The sequence below is a fragment of the Streptomyces sp. NPDC058457 genome (genome assembly GCF_042720695.1).
Lineage (GTDB): Bacteria > Actinomycetota > Actinomycetes > Streptomycetales > Streptomycetaceae > Streptomyces.
Map to the genome: position 1 here is coordinate 32586 of NZ_JBHXLU010000006.1, position 18694 is coordinate 51279.

General features: G+C 70.1%; 13 protein-coding genes. 12 read left to right on the top strand and 1 reads right to left on the bottom strand.

The genetic code is table 11. The features are described from left to right. Window positions 1-386 precede the first annotated feature (386 nt). From ACFWPS_RS07130 to ACFWPS_RS07165, 8 genes are all read left to right on the top strand, one after another. On the top strand, window positions 387-2642 hold the full coding sequence (locus tag ACFWPS_RS07130; protein ID WP_383701944.1) for a caspase family protein: 2256 nt from the start codon (window positions 387-389) through the stop codon (window positions 2640-2642). Between the two features lie 369 nt (window positions 2643-3011). Further along, on the top strand, window positions 3012-3824 hold the full coding sequence (locus ACFWPS_RS07135) for an alpha/beta hydrolase (protein WP_383701946.1): 813 nt from the start codon (window positions 3012-3014) through the stop codon (window positions 3822-3824). Then, window positions 3821-4642 (top strand): SDR family NAD(P)-dependent oxidoreductase, encoded by an 822-nt coding sequence (locus tag ACFWPS_RS07140; protein ID WP_383701948.1) that lies wholly within the window; start codon window positions 3821-3823, stop codon window positions 4640-4642. Before ACFWPS_RS07135 ends, ACFWPS_RS07140 begins: the two co-directional genes overlap by 4 nt. Window positions 4643-4694: 52 nt before the next feature. Continuing rightward, a complete protein-coding gene (locus ACFWPS_RS07145; RefSeq protein ID WP_383701950.1) occupies window positions 4695-5177 on the top strand; it encodes a cupin domain-containing protein in 483 nt (160 codons plus the stop codon). Window positions 5178-5555: 378 nt separating this feature from the next. After that, entirely contained in the window at window positions 5556-8285 is a 2730-nt protein-coding gene (locus tag ACFWPS_RS07150) for an AAA family ATPase (protein ID WP_383701952.1), read from the top strand. Window positions 8286-8371: 86 nt separating this feature from the next. Continuing rightward, complete coding sequence (locus tag ACFWPS_RS07155) at window positions 8372-11176, top strand: AAA family ATPase (RefSeq protein WP_383701954.1); 2805 nt, start codon at window positions 8372-8374, stop codon at window positions 11174-11176. A gap of 70 nt (window positions 11177-11246) precedes the next feature. Next, entirely contained in the window at window positions 11247-12119 is an 873-nt protein-coding gene (locus tag ACFWPS_RS07160; RefSeq protein ID WP_383701956.1) for an alpha/beta fold hydrolase, read from the top strand. Window positions 12120-12305: 186 nt separating this feature from the next. Then, complete coding sequence (locus ACFWPS_RS07165) at window positions 12306-13064, top strand: GntR family transcriptional regulator (protein ID WP_383701958.1); 759 nt, start codon at window positions 12306-12308, stop codon at window positions 13062-13064. Between the two features lie 63 nt (window positions 13065-13127). Here the strand turns inward: ACFWPS_RS07165 and ACFWPS_RS07170 are convergent, their stop codons facing one another. After that, the gene (locus ACFWPS_RS07170; RefSeq protein ID WP_383701960.1) at window positions 13128-14180 is read right to left on the bottom strand and encodes a LacI family DNA-binding transcriptional regulator; all 1053 of its coding nucleotides are present in this window, start codon (window positions 14178-14180) and stop codon (window positions 13128-13130) included. A 166-nt stretch (window positions 14181-14346) separates the two neighbouring features. Between ACFWPS_RS07170 and iolG the strand changes: the two genes are divergently transcribed. Genes iolG through ACFWPS_RS07190 form a run of 4 tightly spaced genes read left to right on the top strand, consistent with a single transcriptional unit; the run spans window position 14347 to window position 18543 of the window. Next, on the top strand, window positions 14347-15345 hold the full coding sequence (gene iolG, locus ACFWPS_RS07175; protein ID WP_383701962.1) for an inositol 2-dehydrogenase: 999 nt from the start codon (window positions 14347-14349) through the stop codon (window positions 15343-15345). After that, complete coding sequence (locus tag ACFWPS_RS07180; protein WP_383701964.1) at window positions 15342-16412, top strand: Gfo/Idh/MocA family protein; 1071 nt, start codon at window positions 15342-15344, stop codon at window positions 16410-16412. The genes iolG and ACFWPS_RS07180 overlap by 4 nt, the downstream gene beginning before the upstream one ends. A gap of 15 nt (window positions 16413-16427) precedes the next feature. Further along, window positions 16428-17612, top strand: coding sequence for a Gfo/Idh/MocA family protein (locus ACFWPS_RS07185; RefSeq protein WP_383701966.1), 1185 nt, complete (start codon window positions 16428-16430; stop codon window positions 17610-17612). A 4-nt stretch (window positions 17613-17616) separates the two neighbouring features. Then, on the top strand, window positions 17617-18543 hold the full coding sequence (locus ACFWPS_RS07190; RefSeq protein WP_383701968.1) for a sugar phosphate isomerase/epimerase family protein: 927 nt from the start codon (window positions 17617-17619) through the stop codon (window positions 18541-18543). The last annotated feature ends 151 nt before the right edge of the window (window positions 18544-18694 follow it).

An 18694-nucleotide genomic window follows, 5' to 3' on the forward strand; every position in this document is an offset into this window, starting at 1 on the left:
CTGGGCGTGCGGCTTGTGACGTCGCAGGAACCTCGTGCCCTGACGGGGGGGCGTCCGGTTCCTGGGACGGGTCCAGGGAAGTGCGAACGAGCTCCAGACACAACAACAAGGCCCGGGTCTTTGACCTGGGCCTCAATCATGGAGCGGGTGACGAGGATCGAACTCGCGCTCTCGGCTTGGGAAGCTGCGATCATTCGGGGCCGGTTCGAGCGCTGAACTGGGTGAACAGCTTGGGTGTAGCCCTGTCGGGCTCGGCTGCTTTCGCCGTGATTCCCCGCTGTTTCCCGTCGTATCTTCGGCATCGCTGCAGCGGATGTTTGCCAAACGTCCCGCCCGGCCTTGTGACGCGCACTAGGGTGGTGTGCTACACGTCACAAGGAGGACCCATGGGACTAGCGCTCGCTTTGGTTGTGGGCATTGATTCCTATAAGGACCGCTGGCCGAAGCTCTCATGCAGTGCCCATGACGCTGATCAAGTAGCAGCCATCCTGGAGATGCCGGAGTACGACTTCAATGTGACGCTTCTCCAGAATGAGCAAGCCACGAAAACAAATATTCTGAGATGGCTGCTTGATGCCAAAAACTCTGGCGCAGACAAGATTCTTTTCTATTTTTCCGGGCATGGCGCGTCGACAGAACTCGGGCACTATATTGTCACATGCGATAATCGCGATTTCGATGAAGGCGTCCCACTCCCTGACATTCTTCGGATCTTGGAACCGAGTGACTCCCAAGACTCGCAAGTACTCATACTTCTTGACTGTTGCCACTCCGGAGGCGCTGTAACCGGCCGCAACGGATCCGTAATGCGCGTCTCAGAATTGCGCAATTCGGAAGTCCTGGAGGTCGTGAGACAAGTCGAGTCCTCTTCAGCTGTAGTGGCTGCATGTTCCGAGAATCAAAGCGCTTGGGAAGTGAATAACCTTGGGCATGGAATTTTCACTTACTACCTTCTTTACTCGCTAACTGGCGCCGCAGCGGATCACACAGGCAGTGTGACCGCTCACAGTATCTACGAGGTGATATCACGCGAGATGTCGAAAGGCAGCTCAGATAAAGAGCAGCTACCAGTTTTTGGAGGGCGAGTTCGTGGACGTCTCTTAATTGGCAGCGGATTCACGCCAGAACTTGGACCCCCGCCTCCGGAATCAGAGTATGAACGCTATGAACAGGAGGCTCAGGAGTTCCTGGACTCCTATAACAGATTCAAGTCCGGATTCGATATCAACGCTTGGCGCAGTAGCGGTCATTACGCTTCATGCCGTAGGCTGGAGAACATTTCGAAGTGGTTTGACGAGAAGGATAGAATTCGAGGACTATCCACGCGACCAAAGTACAAGCAGGCGCGCGACACGCTTACGCGCTACCAGACTGAGCTGGGGCTGATCGAAGTTGACACGAAGACGAGGGAAGGCGTAGTCACCAAGCAAATCGGAGCCGGGGGATTTGGCTCGGTTTTCAAGGTGGAAGACCAAGAAGGTGTCGGATCCGCCTTCGCCTACAAGGTCTACCATCCGCACGAGCTGCGCGATCGCGAAAAAGTGAAGCGGTTCCGCAATGGCTACGAAGCTATGCAGTTGCTGGCTCACCCTCGGATTGTAAGGGTTCACCGCTATAGCGACTGCCCAACAGGCTTCGTAATGGATTATGTCGACGGCAGCAACTTGCGGGAATTGCAGCCGGGCACATTCCTTTCTCCCGTAGAAATCATCTCACTTCTCCTAAAGTCGGCCGAGGCTATCGAACATGCGCACTCGCACGGCGTAATTCACCGCGACATCAAGCCGGAAAACATCGTATGTCGATATTCGGGCGAGGGGGAGTACCTTCCCTACCTCACCGATTTTGATCTGGCCTGGTTCAGTACGCAGACCCAGAGAGCCACTAAGAGCGCTATGGGGGTGGTTTATTACGCCGCCCCTGAGCAGTACATCGCTTTCGACCCGAAAGCGGCTTACAGTAGAGAGCCAACCCTCGACGTGTTCTCCTTTGGACAGCTTCTCGCCTTCTGCTTCATCAACCGCGATCCTGACCCTCTCAACATTACAGGAAACGCGGAGAAGCTGAATGGTGTCGTCAAGAACTCCTGCTCCAATGAAACGACATCAAAGCTCATCAAGCTCTATGAGGAATGCGTGAGCTTTGACCCTCAGCAGCGCATTCAGGAATTTTCTGAAGTGGTAGGGCGCCTTGGGGAAATTCACAATGACCTCCAACACACGGAGCTGGACGCCAAGATTACTACCATCCAATACGCCAAGGAGCTTGCTTTCCAGATTACACGCAAGGCGCAGAGACAAGAAGAAGTTGCTTCTTTCCTCAGTGCGTCAGGATCCTGGGAGGCTTCTATCGAGTGGCGAGAGAAGCTAGCTGGCCGTGAATACCGCCCCCTACTGGTACTGCGCCTGGCGCCGACCAGTCGTGTTTCTCTGGAAAATGTCAAGAACGAGAGAATGAGAAAGATTCTAAATAGGCGAGTTGACCAGGCGATACAGTCTTACAAAGATAAAGCGGTGCGGCATCCCGGGCAACGAGGCATCTATGAGGTTTTCATCGAGTGGTTTCCGAGTCGAATGACACGCGGTGACGCCGCGCAACTTTCCGGGATGCTGCGGGGAGTTTTTTCCGCTCTCGAAAGCTAGGGTCTCAAATCGAATCAGGTCGGTGGAGCGGCTTTGGGGTGGCGCTGCTTTGGCCGAGTGATCATGGCCCCGTCAGCTTCCGGCGCGTCGGGCAGTCTGTGGACCTGCCCGGTAAAGCACGACGTTGGCGCCGACGGACAGACGCCGGCGCCGGGCGTGCGGTCGCCGGGTTCCTGGCCGCCGCCGACGTCTTCACCGTGGACAACGCATAGACCCTGCTGGAGTCGCCGCGGATCGACGCCGGGGTCCTGGGGCCGTTCGGCGTCCGGCCGTGAAGGACTGGGGTGCCACCACGGTTCGAGCGCGCCGGGAACCAGGTTGTGTGAGCCACCGCAGGAACGACACTTCGTCACGCAGGAGGGCCGAGCCATGACCGCCGCCCCGATCCCCGTCTACTTCATCCACGGACTGTGGCTGCACAGCGCCTCCTGGCAGCCGTGGATCGACCTGTTCCGTCAGGAGGGCTACGACCCGTCCGCCCCGGGCTGGCCGGGCGACCCCGACACCGTGGCGGAGGCCCGGGCGAACCCGGAGAGCATCGCCGACCACGGCATCGACGACGTCGTCGAGCACTACGCGGCGCTGATCGCCGAACTGCCCACGCCGCCCGTCCTGATCGGTCACTCGTTCGGCGGCATGATCGCGCAGAAGCTGCTCGGCCAGGACCGCGCCGCCGCGGCCGTCGCGATCGACGCCGCGCAGATCAAGGGCGTCCTGCCGGTGCCGCTGTCGGCGCTCAAAGCCACCCTCCCGGTGTTCAGGAACCCCGCCAACAGGCGCCGCGCGGTGTCCCTGACCGCCGAGCAGTTCCGGTTCGCCTTCGGCAACGCGATCTCCGAGGAGGAGTCCGCGGAGCTGTACGAACACTGGACCATCCCGGCCCCCGGCAAGCCGCTCTACGAGGCCGCCTCGGCGAACTTCAACCCGCACTCCCCGGCGAAGGTCGCCACGGAGAACTCCGGACGGGGCCCGCTGCTGCTGATCTCGGGCGGCAAGGACCACACCGTTCCCGAGACCGTCACCCGCGCCACCCTCAAGCAGTACCGGCACTCCGACGCCGTCACCGACATCATCGGCTTCCCCGACCGCGGGCACTCCCTGACCGTCGACAGCGGCTGGCGCGAGGTCGCCGAGACGGTCCTGGCCTGGCTGGCCCGACAGGATCCGGGGGCCGCGCGATGACGTCCGGCAGCTTCGGGCCCGCCGGCTTCGACCTCGGTCTGGCCGGACAGAACGCCGTGGTCACCGGGGCCGGGCGCGGGATCGGCCTGGCGGTCGTCGAGGCCCTGCTGGGCGCCGGTGCCCGTGTCGTCGCCGGTTCGAGGAGTCGTACCGACGCCCTCGACTCCCTGGTCAAGGGCGGCGCCGAACTCACCGTCGTCGAACTGGACCTGACCGAACCCGACGCCCCGGCCGCCCTGATGGCGGAGGCGGTCGCCGCGTACGGCGGTGTCGACGTGCTGGTGAACAACGTCGGCGCGGTGCGGCCGCGGGTGGACGGCTTCCGGGCCGTTTCCGACGCCGACTGGGACTGGGCCTTCACGATCAACTTCATGACCGCGGTGCGGGCCACCCGGGCCGCGCTGCCCCACCTGATCGCGAGCGGCGGCGGGCGGATCGTCACCGTCTCCTCGGTCAACGGCCGCCTGCCCGATCCGCTGGTCATCGACTACAGCGCCGCCAAAGCGGCGCTGACGAACTTCTGCAAGGCGCTGTCCAAACAGGTCGGGCCGGAGGGCGTCCGCGTCAACACGGTGAGTCCCGGGCCGGTCGAGACCGCGCTGTGGCAGGGCGCGGGCGGCGTCGCCGACACCGTCGGGCGGTCGCTGGGCGTCGATCCGGGCGAGGTGGCCCGCAACGCCGCCGGGGCGGCGGTCACCGGCCGGTTCAGTACCCCTGCCGAGGTCGCCGACCTCGTGCTCTACCTGGCGAGCCGGCGCTCGGGAAACATCACCGGCGCGGACTTCGGGATCGACGGCGGCATGCTCGACGCCCTCTGACGAGCGCCTTCTGGCGAGCCGCTTCTGAACAGCCCTGACCGAAGGAGCTACCTTGACCCGATTCTTCCCCACCTTCGAGCCGACGAAGGAGCGCGAACCGTTCTGGTTCCTCGGGGGCCAGGCCAGGATCCTGCTGCCCGGCAGCGCCACCGACAACAAGCTCAGCCTGATGGAGTTCGCGGACCCCGCCGGGCACGCACCGCCGCACCACGTCCACGAGGACGAGGACGAAGTCTGGTTCGTCCTGGACGGCGAGGTGACCTTCTTCATCGGGGACCAACGCCACGACCTGACACCGGGCCAGGTCGCCTACGGACCCCGCGGTGTCCCGCACAGCTACCTGGTGCGTTCACCCGAGGGCGCACGACTGGCCGTCCTGTTCAGCCCGGCCTTCATAGAGGAGTACTTCAGGGCCAACGGAAGCCCGGTCGTCGCGGAGGCCGGCGACCTGCCGCCGGCCTTCGACCTGGGTGCGGTGATCGCCTCGGCCGAGGCGTTCCACCTGCGGGTGACCGGCCCGCCACCGACGTCGTGAGTACTCCCGCCTGAAGGAGAGGGGCTACGAGAACCGCAGATGACGGAACGCCGCCTCGCAGGATCCGGCACCTGCCGTCTTCCGCCAGGAGTTCACCGAGCTCGGCGGCGCTCACCGCGGCGATCGGCCTGGTCGACGTCGTGGGCGAACTCATGCTCGGCCACGTATGCGTCGCCGAGATGGCCGCGCCGAGGTGGGCGGCCGCCGAGCCGCTGGGCGGCTGCTCCCTGATGCCCGCGCGGAACTGCCGACGGACACCGCCTGTTCCTGGAGTTGAGGCCGAGCGGCAGCTCGTTCCGTCCTTGTTTCCCCCTCAGATCGTCGGCCGCGGCGCAGTACCCTGATCGTCCAGGCGGACCGAGCCCGGGGACCCGGCTGATGGGGGACGACGTGGAGCTCATCGGCCGGGACGATCAGCTGGATCTGTTGCGCCGGCTGCTGACCGAGCCGCGGAGCCACGGGAGCGCGGTGCTGGTCCGCGGGGCGCCCGGCATCGGGAAGACGGCGTTGCTCACCGAGACCGCCGCTCTCGCCGAGGGGCTCGGCTACCGGGTTCTGAGCACCAGCGGTGTCGAGGCCGAGAGCGACATCCCGTATGCCGGTCTGCAGCTCGTTCTCCGCCCGTTGGGCGTGGGAACCGCCGAGCTCGCCGCGCCGCACCGGCAGGCCCTGGACACGGCTCTCGGACACGCCGAGGCCGGTGTCCCCGACGTCTTCCTGGTCGGTCTGGCGGTGCTCAACCTCCTGGCGGACGCGGCCGCGCTCGCGCCGGTGCTGGTCCTCGCCGACGACGTCCAGTGGCTCGACGACGCCACCGCCGGCGTCCTCGCCTTCGTGGCCCGCAGGATCGGCACGGAGCCGGTGGTCATGGTGGGAGCCGCCCGCGACGGCTACCGGTCGCGTCTGAACCCCGACGAACTCACCTCCGTAGCCCTGAACCCGCTCACGGACGGCCAGGCCACGGAACTCCTGGCGGACCGCGCCCCGGACCTGCGTCCCACCGCGCACCGCCGGCTGCTGGCCGAGGCGGCCGGGAACCCCCTGGCCCTGACCGAGCTGTCGCGCACCCTCGGTGCTTCGGCCGACCCGCACGTCTCCCGGCTGCCCCTTACCGAGCGGCTCGAACGGGCCTTCACCGACCGCCTGGAGACCCTGCCCGACATCACCCGCGGTCTGCTGCGGATCGCGGCCCTCGACGACAGCCCGTCGCTCCCCGAGATCTACCGCGCGACCCGGGAGTTCACCGGTGCGACGGCCGGAGCCGCGGAGCTCGACCCGGCCGTGCGCGCCCGGCTCGTCCAGGTCGTCGGCACCGAACTGCGTTTCGGGCATCCGCTGATGCGGTCGGCGATCCAACAGACCATGCCCACCGGCGTCCGTCACGCCGCGCACGCCGCCCTCGCCGCCGTGCTCGACGGGGACCCGGACCGGCAGATACGTCACCAGGCCGCCGCGACCGACAGCCCGAAGGAGACGGTCGCCGCCGCGTTGGAGGACGCCGCTCATCGGGCCGCACGCCGCGGCGGCATCGCGGCGGCCGTCACGGCCCTCGAACAGGCCGCCACGCTCAGCGAGGACGCCGACCGCCGAGCCGAACGGCTGCTGCGCGCGGCGGACTTCGCCGTCGAGCTCGGTCGCCCCGAGACCGTGACCCGGCTGCTGGACCAGGCGCTCACCGGGCCGCTGTCGCGGCGGCAGCACGCCACGGTCGTCTGGCTTCGCGGCAGCTTCGACGAGGGGCTGCGCAGCCACTCGTCCGGCGCCATCTCCCTGACTGCACTCGCCGAGGAGATGGCCGCCGAGGACCAGGCGCTGGCGCTGCGGATCCTGTGGAGCGCGGCACAGTTGTGCTTCTGGTCCGAGCCGGGCCCGGAGAGCCGCCGCAAGATCCTGCTGGCCGTGGAGCGGATGGAGCTGGACGAGCTCGATCCGTGGCGGCTGGCCATCTGCGCCTACGCCGCACCGATCGACCGCGGCGCCTTCGTCCTGGACCGCGCCCGGCATGTCACGCCGGAGGAGGGCGACGACGGCCGTGCCTACCGCATGCTCAGCACCGCCTCGCTCCTCGCCGGCGGCTTCGGCCTGGCCCGGGCGTTCTCAGCGGCCGGCGGTGCGCCGCTGCGTGCCCAGGGACGCCTGGGACTGCTGGCCCGTACGGTCGGTGCGGATGCGTGGAGCGCCCTGGTGGTCGGCGATCTCGGTGCGGCGATCGCCGCGACCGAGGAGTCGCGGAGGCTGGCGCGCGAGACCAGCCAGACGATGATGTACGGGTTGATGACCGCCACCGCGGCCAAGCTGGCCGCGTTGCGCGGTGAGGTGGATTCCGCCCTGCGGCTGGCCGAGGAGGCGGAGGAGATCGGGCTCCCGGTCGGGGCGCGTCCGGTACTGGCCACCGCGTCGATGGCACGCGGGCTGGCCGCGTTGGGTGCGGGACGGTTCGAGGAGGCCTTCGGTCATCTCCGTCGGCTTCACGATCCGGCGGATCCCGCCTTCCAGGTGGCGCTGCGGCTGACGACCGTGGGTGACCTCGTCGACGCGGCGACGCGCTGCGGGCGGCTGGAATCCGTGCTCCCGATCGTGACGGAGCTGGAAGAGGTCGCCACGGTGACCCCCGCGCCGGTGCTCCACGCCGACCTGCGTCTGGTCCGGGCCCTGCTGGCCGCCGACGACGCGGACGCCGAACCGCTCTTCGCGGCCGCGCTGGGCGCCGACCTCAGCGCCTGGCCGCTGACGAGGGCCCGGACCCACCTGGCCTACGGCGAATGGCTCCGGCGCCGGCGGCGCAGCGTCGAGTCCCGCGACCACCTCCGGGCGGCCCGCGACATGTACGACGCGCTCGGCGCGATCCCCTGGGGGGAGAAAGCCCGCCGGGAACTGCGCGCCGCGGGTGAGACCAGCCGCCGCCGGGCCCCGGACGCCCGTGACCGGCTGACCGCCCACGAGTTGCAGATCGTTCAGCTCGCCGCCGAGGGACTGACCAACCGCGAGATAGGACAGCGGCTCTACCTGTCGCACCGCACCGTCAGCTCGCATCTCCACCGGATCTTCCCCAAGCTGGGCGTCGTCTCGCGCGCCGAGCTGCGGACGGTCGTCAGCACACTGCGCTGACCACCGTCACATGACGCTCGATGCCGCCCGCGCGGCGCTCCTAGCGTTCCCTGTGCGGGAGTGTCGACGAGCGGGGGAGCGGTCCCATGGCGTGGAACGGCGACCGGCAGGCATCGCAGGCATCCGGGCGGCCCATGGCCATGGTCGGCCGGCACGCCGAACGGGAAGCCATCGGACGGCTGCTCGACGCGGTGCGCGACGGCCTGAGCGGAGCCCTGGTCCTGACCGGCGAACCCGGAATCGGCAAGACCCGGCTGCTGGAGTACGCCGCGGACCGGGCCGCGGAACTGCGCGTGGTCCGGCTGACCGCGGTCGAGCAGGAGACCGGTCTCGGCTTCGGCGCGCTGCACCGGCTGCTGCGGCCGTACCTGACCCGGGCGGCCCGGCTCCCCGAACCGCAGCGGGCCGCGCTGGACGCCGCCCTGGGCCTGGCGTCGGGGCAGCCCGCGGACCGCTACCTGGTCGGTCTTGCGACGCTGACCCTGCTGTCCGAGGTCGCCGCCGATCAGCCGCTGCTGTTCCTGGTGGACGATGCGCAGTGGCTGGACCGGGAGTCGGCCGAGGCGCTCGCGTTCGCCGCCCGCCGCCTGCACGCCGACTCCCTGGGCCTGATCATCGCCGTCCGTGAAGGGCTCGGGGACAAGGGCCTGTTCGACGCGCTGAGCACGCAACGCGTGCCCGGACTGCCCGAGTCGGAGGCCAGGATCCTGCTCACCTCCGGCACCCGGCGGGTGGACCCGGCCGTGGCCGACCGGATCGTCGTCGGCACCGGCGGCAATCCGCTCGCGCTGCTGGAGCTGACCGACGCCCTGACCGCCGAGCAGCTGTCCGGTATCGCCCCGTTGCCCGATCCGCTGCCGGTGGGCCGTCTGCTGGAGGGCCATTTCCAGCGCTTGGTCAAAGCCCTGCCGTCGGCGACCGGAACCCTGTTGCTGCTGCTCGCGGCGGCCCCCTCGGACGACACGGGGCTGATGTGGCGGGCCGCCGGGAGGCTGGGCCTGTCGGCCCGCGCCGTCGAGCCGGCGGTCGCCGCGGGCATCCTCGGCCGGGGCATGCCGACGGCCTTCCGGCATCCTCTGATCCGCTCGACGGTGTACGCCGGAGCCGAACCCGGCGAGCGCCGCCGGGTCCACGCGGCACTGGCCGCCGCCTGCGACGCCGTACGGGACGCCGACCGCCGCGCCTGGCACCGGGCCGAGGCCGCCGAGGGTGTCGACGGCACGGTCGCCGACGACCTGGAGGCGGCCTCCGAGCGAGCCCGCTCCCGCGGCGGCTACGCCCAGCAGGCCCTGTTCCTGTCACGCGCCGCCGATTTCACGGGCGACCCGGGCAAACGGGCGGACCGGCTGCTCGACGCGGCGCAGGCCCACTTGATGTCGGGGGACGCGTCGGCGGCACGGACCGCGCTGGACCTGGCCGGCAGCGACATCCGTGGCCCGGTGATGCGCACGCGCGAACTGCGGATACGGGCGACCGTACAGATGTTCCAGATCGCCGTCGCGGACGTCCCCGCGATGCTGATGGCCGCCGTGACCAGGCTCGGTCCGCAGGACCCGCGGCTGACCCGGGAGCTGCTCCGTGAGGCGCTGCATGCGGCACTGGTCGCCCACGACTGTACGCAGGGCACGTCGTTGACCGAGGTCGCGGCGGCTGTCACCGCGGTCCGGCACGACCCGGACACCCCCGCGTACGGCCGCGACCTGCTGACGGAGGGGCTGGCCCGGCGTGTGGCCGAGAGCTACGAGCGCGGCGCGCCCGTGCTGCGTACCGCCCTGGAACAGCTGCGGGGCGGCGCCGAGTTCGGGGACGCGAACAGCCCGTTCGCGGTGACGCTGTCCATGGCCTGCGACGATCTGTGGGACGTCCAGGCCGAGCGGGAACTCGCCGGGCGCCTGGCGGCGGCGGACCGCGGCGCCGGCGCACTGTACGCGCTGAGCATGACGCTGCTCGTCGAGGCGCGCTGCGACCTCTGGGACGGACGGTTCACGGAGGCGGAGGTCCGCTACGCCGAGTTCGACGACATCGCGGCCGACACCGGCTTCCCCGGCGGCGGCGACATCAACCGGCTCCACCTGTTCGCCCTGACCGGTCAGGAGCCCGAACTGCGGGCGGCGGTGCGGCGGACCGCCGAGATGAGGGGCATCGGCCACGGCCTGCTCCAGCTGCTGGCACAGCACGCGCTGACCCTGTTCGAGCTGGGCCGGGGCCGCTACCGGCAGGCGACGCAGCACGCGCGGGCGGTTTTCGAGGCCGACCCGCCGGCCTGTGGCAACCTCGTCCTCCCGCTGGTCGTCGAGGCCGGCGTGCGCACGGGCGACCGAGCCGTCGCGGCAACAGCCCTGGCCCGGCTGGAGGCGCGCGCCCCGCTCGCCGGTACGCCCTGGGCACTGGGCGCCCTGGCCCTCGGCCGGGCGCTGACGGCCGACGGTGACGACGCCGAGAAGCTCTACCAGGAGTCGGTCGAGCTGCTGGGGCAGGTTCCGCTGGCCCTGGAGCGCGCCCGGTCGCAGCTGCTGTTCGGCGAGTGGCTGCGCCGCCGCAAGCGGCGTTCCGATGCCAGGAAGCAGTTGCGCGCCGCGTACGAGAGCTTCGACGCCTTCGGTGCGGTGCCGTACGCCGAGCGGGCCCGGATCGAGTTGTCGGCCACCGGTGAGCAGGCCCGCAGGCGGACGGAGGAGACCAGGTTCGATCTCACGCCACGGGAACGGCAGGTGGCCGCCATGGCCGCCTCGGGGCTTACCAACGCGGAGATCGCGACTCGGTTGTTCGTCACCACCTCGACCGTCGAGTTCCATATGAACAAGGTGTTCCGCAAGCTCGGCATCACCTCCCGGAGACAGATACCCCGCGCGATCGGCGAACCGGGGTCCGACCCTGGTGCGAGCCGCTGACGCAGGTGATGGTCTGGGGGCTCCCCCAGATACGGCGGAGGCCGAGATGACCGGTGGCGGAGCGCACGGAATGACCGACCACACGGGTGCCCGGCTGCGCCACGGCCGGCACACCGTGGACGGCGTGGATCTCCACTACGCGCTGGCGGGCTCGGGCGAACCGGTCGTACTCCTGCACGGCGTCCCGAAGACGATGTTCTTCTGGCGCCACGTCATCCCGCTGCTCACCCCCCGTCACACGGTCGTCGCGCTCGACCTCCGCGGCTTCGGAGGCTCCGCGCGACCGCCGTCCGGCTACGACACCCGGACCCTGGCCGGCGACGTCGCGGGGGTGATGACGGCCCTGGGTTTCGAGCGGTTCCGTGTGGTGGGCGAGGACTGGGGCGCCGCCGTGGCGTACGCCGTCGCGGCCTTTCACCGGTCGAGGGTGGTGCAACTCGTCTACCAGGAGACCAGGCTGCCCGGCCTTCCGGTACCGGACCTGGCCGCCCTGCCGCCCGAGGACCCCCGAACCGGCTGGCATCGCACGCTGTACGCCCTGCCGCACTACCCGGAGCTGCTCATCGCGGGCCGTGAACGGGCGTTCTGGACGTACTTCATGCGCCGGATCATGGCGGTTCCCGGCGCCTACACCGATGCCGACGCCGACGAGTACACGCGCGGTCTCGAACTACCCGGAGGGAACCACGCAGTCTTCGAGCTCTACCGGGCCACCGAAACCGACGCGGAACAGAACCGGCCCCAGTTCGCCGACCGGCTGACCTGCCCGGTGCTGGCGGTCGGCGGCCGCGCCTACCTGGGCGCGGAGCCGGGTCACCAGATGGCGCAGGTCGCCAAGGACGTACGCAGCACCGTCATCGAGAACGCCGGACACAACATCCCGCTGGAGGCGCCCGACGAACTCGCCCGCTCCTATCTCGACTTCTTCGCCCGTCGTGAGTAGACGTCGACGCCGGTCAGCCGCACGGTCGGGGCAACCTCCCGCTCTTGGAGCGGCCTCCGGCCGGCGGCTCGGAGCACGCACCCCCGAAATCGGCCCGGACGACAATCAGACCCGATGAGGTCCGGGCTGCCAGGGTGGCGCGGCGCACCACCGCACCCCGCCGTACGCATGCATCAGGACGGCTCCATGTCCGACACACACGCTCCGGAGGCGAGCGCCCTCGGGCTCTGCCTGGACCGCGCGAGCCCCCGGCCGCTCTACCAGCAGCTTGCCGAACAGCTCAGGCATGCCGTCGACGACGGCCGCCTCGCTCCGGGCACCGCGCTGTGCAGCGAGACCAAGCTGGCGCAGCAGACGGGTCTGTCGCGCATCACGGTCCGGCAGGCGGTCCAACGGCTCGCGGACGACGGCGTATTGGTGCGCCGCCGGGGTGTGGCCACCTACGTCGCCGACAGACCGGACGAAGGTGCTGTGGACCTGGCCGGTCTGCATGACGATCTGCGAGCGTCAGGCGACGATGTCCTGCGCAACGAGCACGTCCCGGCCTCGGCCGAGGTGGCGGCCGCCCTGGCCGTCCCGGCGGGCAGCACGGTCGCGCGGCTGGAGCGGCTGCCTCGCGTGGACGGTGTGTGCGTCGCCTGCCTGCGCCACTATCTGCCCGCCGGCCGATTGCGTCTGGACGACGACCGGCTGGCCTCGACGGGCCTGCACGGGGTGCTCCGGGCAGCCGGAATCACCGTACGTACCGTCCAGCAGTCGATCGGAGCGCGTAACGCCGGCGCCCAGGAAGGCGAGTTGCTCGGTGTCGCCGAGGGGAGCGTGCTGGTGACCATGCGGCGTACGCTCTTCGACCGGGCGGGGCGGGCGGTCGAGTACGCCGACCACTGCTATCCGGCAGCACGGCGCAGCTGGGAGTTCCGGCTTCTCGCCCGGCGCGAGGAGTGACGGAGCCTTCCGGCCGGACCATGCGCGCAGGGCTGCCGCAACGCTGTCACCGACCCGCGTGCGTCAGCGAGCCGGGCCGGTCGACCCGCGGACCATCAGGTGGGGGGCGAGGCTGAATTCCCTTGCCTCGCCGTCCGGTTCCTTGTCGAGCCGTTCGACGGCCGCCTGGACGGCGAGTCGCGCGAGCTGCTCGGTGTCCTGGCGCACGGTGGTGAGGTCGATGTGCGCGAGCCGCGCGATCCGGCTGTCGTCGTATCCCACGATCGAGACCTCGCCGGGGACGTCGATCCCGGCGTGCCGCAGTTCGACGAGCAGCCCGATGGCGCACTGGTCGTTGCCCGCGACCACGGCGGTGGGCAGTCGGCCGTGGGCCAGCAGGGTGCGTGCCGCCTCCGAGCCGGACGACTCGGTGTAGTCGCCGGGCACCACGCGCGCCCGGCCCCCCAGTCCGTGGTGGCGCATCGCGTCCAGGTAGCCGGTCCGGCGTTCGGCGGCGCCCGGCTGTTCGCCGCCGTCGACGTGGACGATGTCCTGGTGACCCAGTGAGACGAGGTGGTCGACCGCCAGGCGGGTGCCCTCGTCGTCGGCGGTGTGGACCGCGTCGAACCGGCTCTCACCGGGCGGGCGGCCGATCTCCACCACCGGGACCCGGATGCCGAAGTCGGTGGTGCATGCCTCGCGCGCGCCGATCAGGACCAGCGCTTCACAGCGGGAGGTGATGAGTGCCTCGATGGCACGGCGTTCGCCACGGCTCGGGGCCGTGGCACTGAGCACCACGTCGTAGCCGAGCTCTTCGGTGGCCGCGTAGATGTTCTCGATCAGGTCGGCGTGGAAGGGCTCCTGGGCGTTGAACATCACGCCGATCAGGTGGCTGTTGCGGCGCCGGAGCAGCTGGGCGGCCTGGTCGGGCCGGTAGCCGAGTTCGGCGGCGGCCTGCCGTACCCGCTCCCGGGACTCGGCGCTGGGGCCCGGCGCGTCGCGCATGACCAGCGAGGCCGTCGCCCGGGACACGCCCGCGCGGCGCGCGACGTCCAGCAGGATCGGCCGCCGGCCCGTTCCCGCGTCCGCCGGGTCGTCGTTCGAGCCTGCGGGGCGGGACGCCTTTCGGGTGGACATGCGACCTCCTCGACTGCGGTGAGGCTCCCGGCTGCACCGTCTCTCTAGCATTGTAGATCGATCTAAGTTAACTCTTGACGGCGGGGATCAGGCATCACATCATTCCAGCTACATGGCATTTAGATCGATCCAAGAGAGTCCAAGAAGAATCCAAGAGGAGGTTCCCATGCGCATCGCGCTCATCGGCTGCGGGCGTATCGGCCGGGTGCACGCCGAGTCGATCGCCCTTCATCCGAAGGCCGAGCTCGTCCGGGTCTGCGATCCCATGGAGACCGCCGCGCGGGAGGTCGCCGCGCGGTTCGGCGGTGTCCCCGGCAGCGATGTGGACGCGGTACTCGCCGACCCGGACATCGACGCGGTGGTCATCGCCTCGCCGACCCCCACCCACGTCGACCTCCTGACCCGGGCGGTCGCGGCCGGCAAGGCCGTGATGTGCGAGAAGCCGATCGATCTCGATCTCGCACGGGTCGACGAGTGCCGGGCCCGTATCGGCGACGGCGCGTCCCGCGTGCTGGTCGGGTTCAACCGCCGTTTCGACCCCTCGTTCCGCGCGGTGCGCGAGCGCGTCGCGGCCGGCGAGATCGGCCGGCTGGAGCAGCTGGTCGTCATCAGCCGGGATCCCGCCCCGTCCCCGGCGGAGTATCTGGCGACTTCCGGCGGCCTGTTCCGGGACATGACCATCCACGACTTCGACATGGCGCGCTTCTTCCTCGGCGAGGTCGTCGAGGTCTCGGCGATGGGCAGCAACCTGGTCGCCGACTACATCACCGAACTCGGCGACATCGACGGCGCGGTGGTGACCTTGCGCGGCGCGGACGGCGCGCTGTGCCACATCACCAACAGCCGCCGCTGCACCTTCGGTTACGACCAGCGCCTGGAAGCCTTCGGCTCGCTCGGCATGCTCTCCGTGGACAACCTCCGTCCCGACGGTGTCCGTTCGTACGGCGCACACGGCACCGAAGCCGCCTCGCCCTACCTCGACTTCTTCCTCGACCGCTACACACCCGCCTACCGGGCGGAGCTCGACCACTTCATCGAAGCGATCGGGAACGGGACGGCCCCCCGGCCCGGCTTCGACGACGGCCGGGCCGCTCTGGTGCTGGCCGACGCGGCCGGGGAGAGCCTGCGCACCGGGCGCGTCGTGACCGTCGGGGGCACCCGATGAAGGCGGTCCGCTGGGGAATGCTCTCGACCGCGGGGATCGGCCGGGTGGTGGCCGCCGCCCTGAAGTCCTCGCCGCACGCGGACCTGGTCGCCGTCGGCGGCCGCGACGCCGAACGCGCCCGGCGCTACGCCGAGGACATCGGTGCGGCCGTGAGCTTCGGGTCGTACGACGAACTGCTCGCCTGCGACGACATCGACGCCGTGTACGTCCCCCTGCCCGTCTCGATGCACTCCGAGTGGACGATCAAGGCCCTGCAAGCCGGCAGACACGTGCTGTGCGAGAAGCCGTTCGCCCTCGACGCCGCCGACGCCGCGCGCTGCTTCGACGCCGCCGAGGCCGCCGGGCGGCTGTGCGTCGAGGGTCTGATGTACCGGCACCATCCGCAGACCCGGCTCGTCCGGGGGCTCGTCGCCGACGGCGCGATCGGCCGACTGGCGTATGTCCGGGCCGCGTTGACGGTCTCCGTGCCGCCCGGCGACATCCGTCGTACGACCACGCTCGGCGGCGGCGCCTCGCTGGACCTCGGCTGCTACTGCGTCAGCGCGATCCGGCTGCTCGCCGGGCATCCGCTGCGCGTGCACGCCGCCCGTGTCCTCGACCCGGCCGAGGGAGCCGAGGGCGCGGACCTGCGACTGGCGGCGACGCTGGAGATGCCGGACCACGTACTGGCCCAGCTCGACGTCGCGCTGGACTTCCCCAGGCGCGACGAACTGGAGGTCATCGGCACCGAGGGGAAGATCACCGTCCCGGACCCGTGGCTGTGCCGCCGGGGATACGTCGAGCTGGAGCGCGCGGGCGAGACCCGTCGGCTGCCCGTCGACCCGGACGGGGCGTTCGGCCTGACCTTCGCCGACGATCCGGACAACACCGATGCCTACCGGATCGAGTTCGAGGCCGCCTCGCACGCCATCGCCCACGGCACGACGCCGCTGTTCGGCCGCGCCGACGCGATCGACCAGGCCGCCGTGGTGGACGCGATCCGCCGGTCCGCCGCGCTCGGCCGCCCCGTCGAACCGCCCGCCTCGGTCGCCGCCGAGACATCCGTACGTCCATCCGTACGTCCCTGAGGAGCCGGCCCCACCATGACTGCACCCCTGCGCGTCGGCATCGTCGGCTGCGGCAACGTCGCCCTGAACTTCCACCTCCCCGCCTACCTGGCGCTCCCCGAACGCTTCACGGTCACGGCGCTCGCCGACCCCACCCCCGAACGGCTCGAACTCGGCCGGACGGGCGCGGGCCTGGCGCCCGAGCAGGTCCACGGCGACGCGTTCGCGCTCATCGCCCGCGAGGACGTCGACGTCGTCGACGTGTGCACCCCGCAGCATCTGCACCGTGACCTCGTGGTCGCCGCGGCGGCCGCGGGCAAGCACATCCTGTGCGAGAAGCCGCTGGCCGCCACCCCCGCCGACGCCGCCGCCATGGTCGAGGCCGCGGACGCGGCGGGCGTCGTGCTCGGCGTCGTACACAACTACCTCTTCTTCCCCGAGATCATCGCCGCCCGGAACCTGATCGACGACGGCGCGATCGGAGAGGTCCGCACCGTCGCCGTCGACATGCTCGGCGTCGTCGACTCACCCGGCGCCGCCGGCTACCGCCCCCAGTGGCGCCACGACCCCGCCGCGGCCGGGGGCGGGGTGCTGATGGACATGCTGCACGGCGTCTACCTCGCCGAACACCTCGTCGCCGAACCCGTCGAGCGCGTATCGGCCCACGTCGACACGGCCACCCCGGGCGACGCGGTGGAGGGCCTGGCCCTGTGCCGCCTGGAAACGGCGCACCGCGCCGCCCTCGTCAACATCGGCTGGGGCTTCGGCCCCGGAGGCATCCGGATCAACGGCAGCAAGGGACGCATCGTGCTGCGCTACCGCGACGACGGCACCATCCCCTGGGCTCCGTTCGAGGCGCTGCACGTGACCACCGACGCCGGCACCGAGACCCTCGACCTCCCCGCGGGCCAGGAACTCGCGCCGCTGATCGCGGACGCGCTGCGGGCCACCGTCGCCGACCTCGCCGACGCCGTCACCGCCGGCCGGGCACCCGCGGCCCCCGGCCGGGCCGCCCTGCACACGCTGGAAGCCACCGTCGCCGCCTACACCTCCGCCGCCCTCGGCCGGAGCGTCGACATCCCGCTGCCCGCCGACGGCCCCGTGCACCGGCACGGCGTGACCGGCCTGGCCGAACTCGACGTGCCGGCCGCATCGGGCGTACGCCGACGCGCCCTGTTCGGACTGACCCCCGCCCCCACCTCGACCCCCGCCGGGAGCTGACCCCATGGAACTGTGCCTCTACACCGACTCGGTGCCCGACCTCACCCTCGACGAAGCCCTCGACCTCACCGTCCGCCTCGGCGCCACCGCCGTCGAGATAGCCGCCGGCGGGCAGTCCAGCGCCCCGCACATGGACGTCTTCGCCCTCGTCGACGACGCGGCCGAGCGCGGGAAGTTCACCGACGCGCTCGCCTCCCGGGCCCTGCGCATGGGGGCGGTGAACTGCTCGGCCTGGCCGATGCACCCCCAGAAGGGCGCCCGCCACCTTGAGATCATGGAGGCGGCGGTACGGCTCGCCGAACAGCTCGGCGTCAACAAGATCGTGACGATGACCGGCACCCCGGGCGAGTCCCCCGCCTCCCGGCTGACGAACTGGATCTTCTACCCCTGGCCGCCGGAGAACATCGAGCTCCTCGACCGCCAGTGGGACGAGACCATCGCCTTCTGGCAGAAGTTCGCCCCCTTCGCCGCCGATCACGGCATCGAGCGGATCGCCCTCGAACTGCACCCGCTGCACATGGCCTACAACGTGCCCACACTCCTGCGGCTCCGCGAGGCGGTCGGCCCGATCATCGGCGCCAACGTCGACCCCAGCCACATGTTCTGGCAGCGCATGGACCCGGCCGCGATCGTCCGCGCCCTCGGCCCCGCCGTCCACCACGTCCACCTCAAGGACGTCGAGTACCGCCCGGACCAGCTGGCCCTGGCCGGCGTCCTCGACAACCGTCCCTACGCCACCCCCGCCGAACGAGCCTGGACCTTCCGCACCGTCGGCCACGGGCACGGCACGGAGTTCTGGGCCCCCTTCATCGACGCCCTCGCCGAGGTCGGCTACGACGACGTCCTCAGCATCGAGAACGAGGACCCCGTCCAGGACGCCGTCGAAGGCGTCACCGACGCCGCCCACTTCATCAACGCCCTCCTGCGCTGAGCGGAGGAGGACGAGCCCGAAAACGGCACGCACCGGTGGCCGAGCCGCCACCGACCGCTCGCCGACCCGCAGCGTGGCAGCTGTCTCCCGGTTCTTCTCCCCGCGCTCGAAGCATTCCACGGCCTGCAGCCGGATCCGCTCCCGCGCGGCC

Excerpts from the sequence above, each read along its gene's own strand:
- ACFWPS_RS07140 (WP_383701948.1), top strand. The coding sequence starts at position 3,821 with ATGACGTCCGGCAGCTTCGGGCCCGCCGGCTTCGACCTCGGTCTGGCC.
- ACFWPS_RS07150 (WP_383701952.1), top strand. The coding sequence starts at position 5,556 with ATGGGGGACGACGTGGAGCTCATCGGCCGGGACGATCAGCTGGATCTG.
- ACFWPS_RS07190 (WP_383701968.1), top strand. The coding sequence starts at position 17,617 with ATGGAACTGTGCCTCTACACCGACTCGGTGCCCGACCTCACCCTCGAC.
- ACFWPS_RS07135 (WP_383701946.1), top strand. The coding sequence starts at position 3,012 with ATGACCGCCGCCCCGATCCCCGTCTACTTCATCCACGGACTGTGGCTG.
- ACFWPS_RS07160 (WP_383701956.1), top strand. The coding sequence starts at position 11,247 with ATGACCGACCACACGGGTGCCCGGCTGCGCCACGGCCGGCACACCGTG.
- ACFWPS_RS07170 (WP_383701960.1), bottom strand. The coding sequence starts at position 14,180 with ATGTCCACCCGAAAGGCGTCCCGCCCCGCAGGCTCGAACGACGACCCG.
- ACFWPS_RS07165 (WP_383701958.1), top strand. The coding sequence starts at position 12,306 with ATGTCCGACACACACGCTCCGGAGGCGAGCGCCCTCGGGCTCTGCCTG.
- ACFWPS_RS07185 (WP_383701966.1), top strand. The coding sequence starts at position 16,428 with ATGACTGCACCCCTGCGCGTCGGCATCGTCGGCTGCGGCAACGTCGCC.
- ACFWPS_RS07155 (WP_383701954.1), top strand. The coding sequence starts at position 8,372 with ATGGCGTGGAACGGCGACCGGCAGGCATCGCAGGCATCCGGGCGGCCC.
- ACFWPS_RS07180 (WP_383701964.1), top strand. The coding sequence starts at position 15,342 with ATGAAGGCGGTCCGCTGGGGAATGCTCTCGACCGCGGGGATCGGCCGG.
- iolG (WP_383701962.1), top strand. The coding sequence starts at position 14,347 with ATGCGCATCGCGCTCATCGGCTGCGGGCGTATCGGCCGGGTGCACGCC.
- ACFWPS_RS07130 (WP_383701944.1), top strand. The coding sequence starts at position 387 with ATGGGACTAGCGCTCGCTTTGGTTGTGGGCATTGATTCCTATAAGGAC.